This is a genomic window from Providencia heimbachae ATCC 35613 (genome assembly GCF_001655055.1).
GTDB classification, from domain to species: Bacteria; Pseudomonadota; Gammaproteobacteria; order Enterobacterales; family Enterobacteriaceae; genus Providencia; species Providencia heimbachae.
This window is the reverse complement of sequence record NZ_LXEW01000015.1, coordinates 210,920-220,832: the sequence shown is the minus strand read 5'-3', so window position 1 is coordinate 220,832 and position 9,913 is coordinate 210,920. Positions and strand designations below refer to the sequence as shown.

Sequence of the window (9,913 nt, the reverse complement as noted above, 5' to 3'; positions counted from 1 at the left end):
GGGGGTTAGCTACATTTAGCTACTTGGGTCACATAAACCTACCTACAGCTCGGATTATTTAGGATATGGCTCATTAATTTTCCGAGTTGCAGTTTCTCGTTGTTGTCAAAGATAGAAAGGCCCCAAATAAAGGGGCCTTTAATATGCTTTATTTTAATAAGCTAATTATTACATTGAACTGGTGAAAGTACGAGTAATAACGTCTTGCTGCTGTTCTTTTGTCAGCGAGTTAAAACGTACAGCGTAACCCGAAACACGGATAGTCAGCTGTGGATATTTTTCTGGATCTTCCATCGCTTCTAACAGCATTTCACGGTTCATCACGTTAACGTTCAAGTGCTGACCGCCCTCGATAGAGGATTCGTGGTGGAAGTAACCATCCATCAGACCCGCTAAGTTGGTTTTACGAACATCGTCATCTTTACCTAACGCATTTGGCACGATAGAGAAAGTATAAGAAATACCGTCTTTCGCATAAGCAAATGGTAGTTTAGCAACAGAGGTTAGTGAAGCTACAGCACCTTTTTGGTCACGACCGTGCATTGGGTTTGCACCTGGTCCGAATGGTGCACCAGCACGACGACCATCTGGTGTATTACCTGTTTTCTTACCATACACAACGTTAGAAGTGATGGTCAGGATTGACTGTGTTGGTACTGCATTACGGTAAGTTGGCAGTTTCTGAATTTTCTTCATGAAACGTTCAACTAAGTCACAAGCGATATCATCAACACGTGAGTCATTGTTACCAAACTGTGGATATTCGCCTTCAATTTCGAAGTCTACGGCAATGCCATCTTCATCACGAATTGGTTTAACTTTGGCATATTTGATAGCAGACAGTGAGTCAGCTGCAACAGACAGACCTGCGATACCACATGCCATTGTGCGATAAACATCACGATCATGAAGAGCCATCAGAGAGGCTTCATAGCTGTATTTATCATGCATGAAGTGGATGCAGTTTAGTGCGGTGACATACTGCGTTGCTAACCAATCCATAAAGTGGTCCATTTGGTTCATCACAGTATCGAAATCTAAGATTTCATCCATGATTGGCGCATGTTTAGGACCAACTTGCATTTTTAGTTTTTCATCAATACCGCCATTGATGGTATACAGCATGGTTTTCGCTAAGTTAGCGCGAGCACCAAAGAACTGCATTTGTTTACCAACAATCATTGGGCTGACGCAACATGCGATAGCGTAGTCATCGTTGTCGAAATCTGGACGCATCAGGTCATCATTTTCATACTGAACTGATGAAGTGTCGATTGACACTTTCGCTGCATATTTTTTGAAGTTTAATGGCAGTTTTTCTGACCACAGAATAGTCATATTAGGCTCTGGAGATGGGCCCATAGTATACAGTGTGTTCAGGAAGCGGAAAGTACTCTTAGTGACAAGAGTACGGCCATCAAGACCCATACCTGCTAATGATTCTGTTGCCCAAATTGGGTCACCAGAGAACAGCTCATCGTATTCAGGCGTACGTAAGAAACGAACCATACGTAGTTTCATGACCAAATGGTCAATCAATTCTTGCGCTTGTTGTTCGGTCAGTTTGCCTGATTGAAGGTCACGTTGGATGTAAACGTCTAAGAACGTTGATACACGACCAAATGACATTGCTGCACCATTTTGAGACTTAACAGCTGCTAAATAACCGAAGTAAGTCCACTGAACAGCTTCTTGTGCATTAGTTGCAGGCGCTGAAATATCATAACCATATTTCGCAGCCATTTCTTTCATTTGAGCCAATGCACGGTGCTGTTCAGCAATTTCTTCGCGCAGTTGGATAGTCAGTTGTAGATCTTCACCTTTCTCTAATCTTTCTTGCAAAGAGGTGAATTGATTAAATTTGTCTTTCATCAGGTAATCAATACCGTATAGCGCAACGCGACGGTAGTCACCGATGATACGGCCACGGCCATATGCATCAGGTAAGCCAGTTAAGATACCTGATTTACGGCATTTCAGGATGTCTGGAGTATAGACATCAAAAACACCTTGGTTGTGGGTTTTGCGGTATTCAGTGAAGATTTTTTTGATTTCTGGATCTAATGTACGGTCATAAGCTTTGCATGAGCTTTCAACCATTTTAATACCACCGAACGGGATAAGACCACGTTTCAGAGGTTTATCAGTTTGAAGACCAACGATTTGTTCTAATTCTTTGCTAATGTAACCTGCATCATGGGAAGTGACAGTTGAAGCAACATCTGTATCAAAATCTACCGGCGCGTGAGTGCGGTTTTCAATTTTGATACCTTCCATGACTTTATCCCACAGCGAATCAGTTGCTGGAGTAGAGCCTGCTAAGAAAGATTCATCACCTTCATATGGTGTGTAGTTCTTCTGGATGAAGTCACGCACATTGACGTTACTTTGCCAGTCACCTTGGTTAAAACCTTGCCATGCTAAAGCGAATTTTTCATTTAATTCGGACATGATACTTTACCTTTTAACAATGGATCTTTAAGAAATCTTAATAAATCTTTTGTGTGTGTGCGTGACCATTAATGTTTTTGGCCACTACGTAAATGCATTACCCAATAAACTAGGCCGACTAATAAAGCGCCGCCAATAATATTTCCGATAGTGACAGGAATAAGGTTTTCTGTAATAAAATTGCTGACCGTCAGATGAGAAAACTGATCGGGAGACATATTAATTTGAGTCCAATATTCAGTCGGGGCAAATTCTTTAATCATGATACCCAGAGGGATCATAAACATATTTGCGATGCTATGTTCAAATCCACTGGCAACAAACATGGCGATAGGAAGCACCAAAACCAGCAGTTTGTCTGTTAAGCTACGGCCTGCATAACTCATCCAAACAGCTAAACAAACCATTAAATTTGCTAAAATTCCGAGTGCAACAGCTTCAATAAATGTATGGTGGAGTTTGTGACTCGTTGTTTGCAGAACATTCAGTCCCCATTGACCATTTGCTGCGGTGTATTGACCCGCAAACCAAATAAGTGCAACAAAAAACAGCGCGCCAATCAGGTTACCAATATAGACATTGAACCAATTTAACAACATTTGGCCCCAAGTAATTTTACCTGTTGCTTTAGAAACAATAGTGAGAACAGTGGAAGTAAATAGGTCGGCACCACATACAACAACTAACATTAGTCCAAGGGAGAAACAAATTCCACCAATCAGTTTAGTAAAACCAAACGGTGCATCTGCGGCGCCTGTTGTTGCCGTGATATAGAAAACAAAAGCGATAGAAATAAATATACCGGCAGTAAATGCTGACAAGTAAGTAATTGCAGGATGCTTATTGGTTTTATAAACCCCAGCATCATCTGCGATTTGAGCCATCACAGCGGGTGGTAATAAATTAAAAGGGTTGTCAGCTTTCATACTAACACTCTCTTACAAAGTTGATTAATTATAGCACGCAATTATAGTAACAAACGGGATAAATGATAAATTTGATATGGATCATGTTCTTCATTGAGAATGGATACATTAATGTTAATATTTAGTTAAAGTTATCACTATCTTATTGATAATAAATATAAAAATAAATTTTAAAATTTATAAAAAATTTTTAAAAAGTCATTGGTGGAGGGGTTTTTAAGTAAATGAAAGGGTCTAAATGTTAATGAAATAAGATGATTATGATGACTTTGAAATGAAATTTAGTTTATGGATAGATAAAAGCCTAGAAGCTTTTACCTATCCATTATCTTTTAAGATACACGTTGATTAAGATCAGCTATCCAAATTACGACACAATGGATATCGGGATAGCCTCATAACTTGCTATATATCGCTTAAATTATATTAGGCGTTCGCGCGTTTTGCTTTTTGCAGTTTTTCATAAGCAGCAAGCAGGGCTTGGTGAGCTGGTAAGGCCTTTAATTCGTCATCGATTGACCACAAGCCATAGAAACACGTTTCACCTGCAATAGCTGCGGATGCTGCATCAACCGTTTCCTCACCATACATACGAATGAATGCATTGTAATATTGTTGCGGGGCGCGTTCATCTTCTTGAGAGAGCAACAACAAAGTTTGCAGACAGCGATAATAGTTAGCGCGTTGCGGTGTGAGCACTGAACTATTAAAATCTTGCGTCCATTCTACCCAAGCAAGGGCTTGGTCAAGATCGCCGCCAGCAAGGGCTAACATCGATTTTAATTCGCCAATACGCAGGTTGCTCCAGCCGTTATCTTTACCGACAGCTAAACCGAGTAATTCGCGAACACGGGTGAAATCATCTAAGCCGTGATCGTCTAATTGCTCGATGAGTGCCAAATAATCTTCTTTTTTCAATTGACTGTCCGGCAGACTCATAATGGTATCGCGTAAACAAGCCCCCATTGTATTATTCGCAATGTGAAGGTCTTCAACTGGGTAGATATCAGACATTCCTGGGACTAAAATACGACAAGCATAAACGCCTAAGTGGTTATAGTCAGCAATATACACTTCCGCATCTAATTTATTGAAGATGCTGATCAATGTTGAAAACTCTTCTTGTGTTGTACCTTTAAAACTCCAATCGACAAACGGATAATCGGCATCGTCTTTAAACAGATCCCAGCTAATCAAACCGCTTGAATCGATAAAGTGAGTTTCTAAGTTTGTATGTTCTGCAACTTCTTCATCATCGAAGGTTGGTGCATTGAAAACATCGAGATCTTTTAGCCCACGACCTTGTAATAATTCGGTTACTGTGCGCTCCAAAGCGACACCAAAGTCAGGGTGAGCGCCAAAAGAAGCAAAGCAAGTCCCATTTTGTGGATTAAATAATACCACGCAAATAACTGGGAATTCGCCACCAAGAGAAGCGTCATAGCAGAAGATTGGGAAACCTTCTTTTTCAAGGGTTTCAATCGCTTCAACAACGCTTGGGTAACGTGCCATGACATCTTCAGGGATCGTCGGTAGGCTAATACTTTCAGCAATAATGCGGTTTTTTACAAAACGTTCAAAAACTTCAGAGAGCCCCTGAACTCGAGCTTCATTTGCGGTATTTCCTGCGGACATCCCATTAGATACATACAGGTTTCCAATGATATTCATTGGAATATAAACCGTCGCATCATCTGATTGACGTGTAAATGGAAGTGCACAAATTCCACGTTCTTCATTGCCAGATTGTAAATCAATTAGCTGGCTAGCGGCTAATGCATCATCTGGGTCATAAAATTTAAGCAGACGAGTATCAAGGATACCTTCTGGTAAGCTGTCATCTTCAGTTAACGGGAACCATTTTTCATTTGGATAATGAACAAAATCCCCTTCTGCGATGGATTTACCTAAATAAAAATCCGCAAAGAAGTAATTAGTTGATAAACGCTCGAAATACTCACCAAGGGCAGAGGCTAACGCCGCTTTTTTGCTTGCGCCTTTACCATTGGTAAAACAAAGAGGGCACTCTTTATCGCGAATATGTACTGACCAAACGTTTGGTACAGGGTTTAACCAAGACGCTTCTTCAATATCAAATCCCAATTTTTGTAATTTGGTTTGAAATGCCGCGATGGAATCTTCAAGAGCGGCATCTTTGCCGGGTATAAATGTTTGGCTCATTATCAGTCACTTGTGAATAGAGTGTTTCAGACGGCCTATGATACGGATTTTTGCTTCAGCTCTCATCCTTTTTATTCGTTCCTTAAAAAATGATATTAATGTTCATTATTTTTACTAGAATGATTATATAGGTCACAACATGAACAGCTTAAATCCACATAATAACTGAAGTTTATTTACTTAAAGGATATTAGGATGAAAACCAGTCATAAGACATTGCTTGCTACTCTCGTCTCGCTATTTGCTGTTTCTGCATTTGCTCAACCTAACATTACGGTATTGGCAACAGGTGGAACGATTGCGGGAGGTGGGGATTCTGCGACTTCTTCGAGTTATCAAGCAGGCAAGGTGGGAATTGATGCGTTAATTAATGCAGTTCCTGAAACGAAAAAAATCGCTAATTTAAGTGGGGAGCAACTCGTTAACATTGGTTCCCAAGATATGAATGACCAAGTGTGGCTAACACTGGCAAAAAAAATTAACCAAGATTGTGATAAGACCGACGGTTTTGTTATCACTCATGGGACTGATACTTTAGAAGAAACAGCATTTTTTCTCGATTTAACGACGGCATGTAAAAAACCGATTGTATTAGTGGGTGCTATGCGTCCTTCAACAGCATTAGGCGCGGATGGCCCTTTAAATCTTTATAATGCGGTTGTACTCGCTAGCGACAAATCTGCGGGCGAGCGAGGTGTACTTATGGTGATGAATGACAAGGTTATTCAAGGTCGTAATGTGGTAAAAATGAATACTACTGAAGTACAAGCATTTGATGCAGTAAATGCAGGTGCGGAAGGGTTTATTCATGATGGAACCGTCACTTATTATCAAGTGGCGCCACCACGAAGTGATAAAGCGGCTTTTGACGTATCAAAACTCGAAAAATTACCTGCCGTTGGCATTGTGTATAATTATGCGAATGCATCAGCAGGTCCCGTTAAGGCACTGCGAGAAGAGGGCGTTGAAGGCATTGTCAGTGCGGGAGTTGGAAATGGCAATATGTATAAAACAGTGTTGGATGCCTTGGCTAAAGCCGCAAAAGAAGATGTTGTAGTTGTTCGTGCTAGCCGTGTACCGACAGGCTATACAACGCGTAATGCAGAGGTTGATGATAACTTATACGGCTTTGTTGCCTCAGAAAGACTGAACCCACAAAAAGCGCGTGTTTTATTACAATTAGCATTAACAGAAACACAAGATCCTAAAAAAATCCAAACATTGTTTGAAAAATACTAATTAATTATAATTAGCTGAATTAAACCGATCTCAGGTTAGTTATTGGCACTAAATTGTTATATGGCCCGTATCCAAATTGGATCGCGGGCTTTTTTTATTGAATTCTAATAAGATAAGATATCTTCGAGGGGAATTGATGAGGCAATCAGTTGGTGTCCTTCATCGTTAAGGTGAAGGTGGTCACCCGAGTCATACTGCACATTGAGCTGTTGGGGGCAATTAGGATCACGGACTCGCATATCGCTATCAATAATGGCATCAAACTCACCACTGGTACGCATCCATTGGTTAATTTGTTGGCGAATAGCTTCTTTTTCAGGTTGATAGAAACTTTCTAACCCATATTCTTCATGACTGCGTAGAGGAACTAGAGTTACACCGACCATGCGAATGTTCTTTTCCTTGGCAATGTGGAGTAACTGTCGATAAGCGCTTACTAATTGATTTGCTGTTGGTATAGTGCCTTCAGGATCGAGTGCTGTACCCGCTAATCCAAGATCGTTTAATCCAATTTGTACGATACACGTCGTTGTTCCATATTGATTGAGCACATCGCGCTCAAAACGTGACAATGTGCTGATACCAATACCATCTTTTAATAAACGAGAGCCCGATTGCCCTGCATTAATTACTGCGACTGATTTTGAAACCAAGCGCTCAGCTAACAAATCAGTCCAACGATGATAAGTATCCATTTCTACGCCATTACCATCAACCATCGAGTCACCGATAACGCAGATGGTTTTACTGGTTGATTCAGGCTGAATTTCTACGCCTTCTAATAATAAGCGAGAGCTTATTTTTTGGCTGTATTGGTCGTTTTTTTTGAGGGTTTGATTACCGGTCTCTAACAGAGAAAAATGGCGTGCATCCCAATGAAATGTATCTACATGCATTGGTTCTGGTAAATAACTCCGTAAATTGATAACTGACAATGATGGAATGCGTAGGGATATTTCATCACTATAAATAATTTCCCCCGCAGGGATCGTGGTGTGGGTGTGCCCTTTAAATGTGATACGGATTAAGTCAGGCTGCCCATTTATAGAAAGGTCGCTATCCCCCAATACTAAAGGTTGTGTCCCATAACGATTTGAAAAAACTAAACGTAGTTTACTTCCGCCTAAACTGATACGTAATGTTTGCCACAATGTTTGATCATTGAGTATTAACGGTATTTCCAGTGGAAAAGGAAATGCTTTACCACATGTTGGTTGCGATGTTGAAAGCCATGTACATATCCAGTCGTTATGTACTGCAAGGTCTGAAGGTGACATACGGTTGTTTTCCACGCTAGATTCGATTTTGGGCAATAATGACATCAAAAGTACGCATTGCAATGGCGACCATTGCAAGTAAGTGTTCACGGCTAATACCATCTCGAGCCTGAATGGATATCCCGTGCAAAAGTGTTGCAAAGTAATCACCTAGGGCTTGTGCATCGGTTTTTTCAGGTAAGTCACCTGACTCAATGCCTTTTTTCAGGCGCTGAATGATTGATGCAGTTCGCGCTAAACGATAGTTAGCTAACCAAAACATGATCTCTTCATTTTCACTGCTGTAGTTTGTTAATGATAAGACCACCATACAACCACGAGGTTGGTTTTGTTGAGTGTAAGTTTTAACGGCATTGGTCAGTAGTTTTTCAATAGCTAAGTACGTATTAGGTTCATGCATTGCGGTATCAGCAAAGGCACCTTCTTCCGATAAATACAGTGCAACAGCTTCACGAAAAAGATTTTCCTTTGAGCCAAAGGCCGCATAAATGCGTGCAGAAGCAATACCCAGTGCTGTGACTAAATCAGATATAGACGTTCCTTCATAGCCACGTTGCCAAAATACCAATTTAGCTTTACGTAATGCGGTCTCACGGTCAAATTCTCTTGGTCTGCCTGCCATTATTCATTTTCCTCTTGAATAGCGTTTGATAAATACTATCACTTCTTTGTGGATTGACAAAGAATTATTCTTTAATGATTGACAAAGAATTAAATAACCGATTACTCTATTGTTTGTCGATCGACAAGTAATTGGACGAGATAGCTGACAGTGAAAGGATGAGCTGGCGGAATTCGAATCCATCAACAACAATTTGATATTAATTTTATGGAATCAAGATGAATTTATTATTTAATAAGGTGCTATTGGCGACAGCCATGGTTCTTACTTTGCACAGTACGGTTTCTTTAGCTGAAAAAAGTGATAAAAGTACAGTAATGGCATCTATTCAGGTAGATGAGGAAAATTTTCAACATCATTATGTAAAAGTATCAGGACATCGGATTCATTATGTAACTGCGGGTCAAGGAAAGCCGGTTTTATTGATACCAGGCTGGCCACAAACTTGGTATACATGGCGGTATGTGATGACCGAGCTTGCCAATAACGGGTATATGGCGATAGCAGTTGATCCCCCTGGTACTGGTTACTCGGATCGACCGGATAGTGGATATGATACAGGTGCAGTGGCCACGACCTTACATAGCATGATGACTCAATTAGGCTATGATAAGTATGCTGTTGTTGGTCATGATATTGGTATGTGGGTTGGCTATGCAATGGCGAGTGATTATCCAGCATCGATAACGAAAATAGCCTTGACGGAAGCGGTGATACCGGGGCTAGCACCTGCGCCAAGTATCTTTGTTGATCCTAATGAAAACATCTTTCTTTGGCATTTTATGTTTAATCAGGTACATGATTTACCTGAAATGTTAACGGCTGGAAAAGAAAAAGAATATCTCAATTTCATTTTTGATAATTGGTCTTATCGACGTGATAGGGTCGCTGCAGAAACCTATATTGCTGCCTATACCTCACCGGGAGGGCTACGAGCGGGATTTGCTTATTATCGCGCTATTCCACAAACTATATTGCAAAATAAACAGCGCGCGAATAAAAAACTAACGATGCCAGTCATGGCTATTGGCGCAGATCAAGCCACTCGTGATGCACCACAATTGACTTTACAGGGTAGGGCGACAAATTTAAAAGGTGTGATGCTCAGTGAATGTGGCCATTTCGTCACTGAAGAGTGTCCAGAACAGTTGATGTCGGCGTTATTACCCTTCTTAAATCAATAGAGATATTAATCATCGAGGAGAGACAGTAAGCTG

The 9,913-nt window shown here is 40.6% G+C and carries 7 protein-coding genes; 2 read left to right on the top strand and 5 right to left on the bottom strand.

Features of this window, described 5'->3' with window-relative positions; genetic code table 11:
* Nucleotides 1–168: 168 nt before the first annotated feature.
* From pflB to ycaO, 3 genes are all read right to left on the bottom strand, one after another.
* Entirely contained in the window at nucleotides 169–2,451 is a 2,283-nt protein-coding gene (pflB, locus tag M998_RS04855) for a formate C-acetyltransferase (RefSeq protein WP_068442146.1), read from the bottom strand.
* Between the two features lie 68 nt (nucleotides 2,452–2,519).
* The gene (gene focA, locus M998_RS04850; RefSeq protein ID WP_068442149.1) at nucleotides 2,520–3,377 is read right to left on the bottom strand and encodes a formate transporter FocA; all 858 of its coding nucleotides are present in this window, start codon (nucleotides 3,375–3,377) and stop codon (nucleotides 2,520–2,522) included.
* Between the two features lie 426 nt (nucleotides 3,378–3,803).
* Nucleotides 3,804–5,558: a 30S ribosomal protein S12 methylthiotransferase accessory factor YcaO gene (ycaO, locus tag M998_RS04845; RefSeq protein WP_068907841.1), complete on the bottom strand. Its 1,755-nt coding sequence runs from the start codon at nucleotides 5,556–5,558 to the stop codon at nucleotides 3,804–3,806.
* Between the two features lie 195 nt (nucleotides 5,559–5,753).
* Between ycaO and ansB the strand changes: the two genes are divergently transcribed.
* Nucleotides 5,754–6,797, top strand: a complete 1,044-nt coding sequence (gene ansB, locus M998_RS04840; protein WP_068907839.1) for an L-asparaginase 2 — start codon at nucleotides 5,754–5,756, stop codon at nucleotides 6,795–6,797.
* A gap of 104 nt (nucleotides 6,798–6,901) precedes the next feature.
* Here ansB and M998_RS04835 read toward each other — a convergent pair whose 3' ends face one another.
* Both M998_RS04835 and M998_RS04830 read right to left on the bottom strand, forming a co-directional pair.
* Nucleotides 6,902–8,074 (bottom strand): SGNH/GDSL hydrolase family protein, encoded by a 1,173-nt coding sequence (locus M998_RS04835; RefSeq protein WP_068907853.1) that lies wholly within the window; start codon nucleotides 8,072–8,074, stop codon nucleotides 6,902–6,904.
* A 16-nt stretch (nucleotides 8,075–8,090) separates the two neighbouring features.
* The gene (locus tag M998_RS04830; RefSeq protein WP_068442158.1) at nucleotides 8,091–8,696 is read right to left on the bottom strand and encodes a TetR/AcrR family transcriptional regulator; all 606 of its coding nucleotides are present in this window, start codon (nucleotides 8,694–8,696) and stop codon (nucleotides 8,091–8,093) included.
* Between the two features lie 218 nt (nucleotides 8,697–8,914).
* Between M998_RS04830 and M998_RS04825 the strand changes: the two genes are divergently transcribed.
* On the top strand, nucleotides 8,915–9,880 hold the full coding sequence (locus tag M998_RS04825; RefSeq protein ID WP_068907837.1) for an alpha/beta fold hydrolase: 966 nt from the start codon (nucleotides 8,915–8,917) through the stop codon (nucleotides 9,878–9,880).
* The last annotated feature ends 33 nt before the right edge of the window (nucleotides 9,881–9,913 follow it).

Bases quoted from the DNA above. Each gene is read 5' to 3' on its own strand.
- M998_RS04825 (WP_068907837.1), top strand. From the start codon at position 8,915: ATGAATTTATTATTTAATAAGGTGCTATTGGCGACAGCCATGGTTCTT.
- ansB (WP_068907839.1), top strand. From the start codon at position 5,754: ATGAAAACCAGTCATAAGACATTGCTTGCTACTCTCGTCTCGCTATTT.
- pflB (WP_068442146.1), bottom strand. From the start codon at position 2,451: ATGTCCGAATTAAATGAAAAATTCGCTTTAGCATGGCAAGGTTTTAAC.
- ycaO (WP_068907841.1), bottom strand. From the start codon at position 5,558: ATGAGCCAAACATTTATACCCGGCAAAGATGCCGCTCTTGAAGATTCC.
- focA (WP_068442149.1), bottom strand. From the start codon at position 3,377: ATGAAAGCTGACAACCCTTTTAATTTATTACCACCCGCTGTGATGGCT.
- M998_RS04830 (WP_068442158.1), bottom strand. From the start codon at position 8,696: ATGGCAGGCAGACCAAGAGAATTTGACCGTGAGACCGCATTACGTAAA.
- M998_RS04835 (WP_068907853.1), bottom strand. From the start codon at position 8,074: ATGTCACCTTCAGACCTTGCAGTACATAACGACTGGATATGTACATGG.